General features: G+C 69.7%; 1 protein-coding gene. It reads left to right on the top strand.

Annotated features, from left to right (window positions below; translation table 11 throughout):
• Positions 1-538 (top strand): hypothetical protein (locus PSH03_RS22820; RefSeq protein ID WP_238690372.1); only part of this gene is annotated, 538 nt, incomplete at both ends.

Here is a 538-nt window from a genome sequence, read left to right as displayed (position 1 = left end):
CGCCCGGCACGCCGTGCTCTGGCGCCACGGTGTCATCACCGACCTGGGCGTGCTACCTGGCGACACGAATTCCAGCGCCGTGGACGTCAACGAGTTCGGTGACGTGGCGATCACCTCCTTCGGCTCGGACTACCTGACCCGCGCGGTGCTCTGGCGCGACGGTCAGCTCCACGACCTGGGCACCCTGGGCGGGGAGAACAGCGTGGCGATCGGCGTCAACGACCGGCGGCAGGTGCTCGGCACCAGCGAACCGGCCGGCGACATGCCGCACCGCTTCCTGTGGCGCAACGGGGTCTTCACCGACCTGGGTCGGGAGTACTTCTACGAGTTCACCACCGACTTCAACAACGCGGGCGACGTGGTGGGCGGGTTCAATGTGCCGCCGCAGGACTACCCGTGCACCTGCGTCGGTGGCCGGCTGCGCGACGGGGTGTTCACGCAGATCGGCAGCGAGGCCCTCGGGGTCAACAACCGGGGCCAGGTGGTGGGCGCGGCGAACGGGCGGGCGTTCCGCTGGCAGAACGGGACGTTGACCGAC

Origin of the sequence: Micromonospora salmantinae, from assembly GCF_022230905.1 — a bacterium.
GTDB classification, from domain to species: Bacteria; Actinomycetota; Actinomycetes; order Mycobacteriales; family Micromonosporaceae; genus Micromonospora; species Micromonospora salmantinae.
This window is presented reverse-complemented; position numbering and strand designations above follow the sequence as displayed.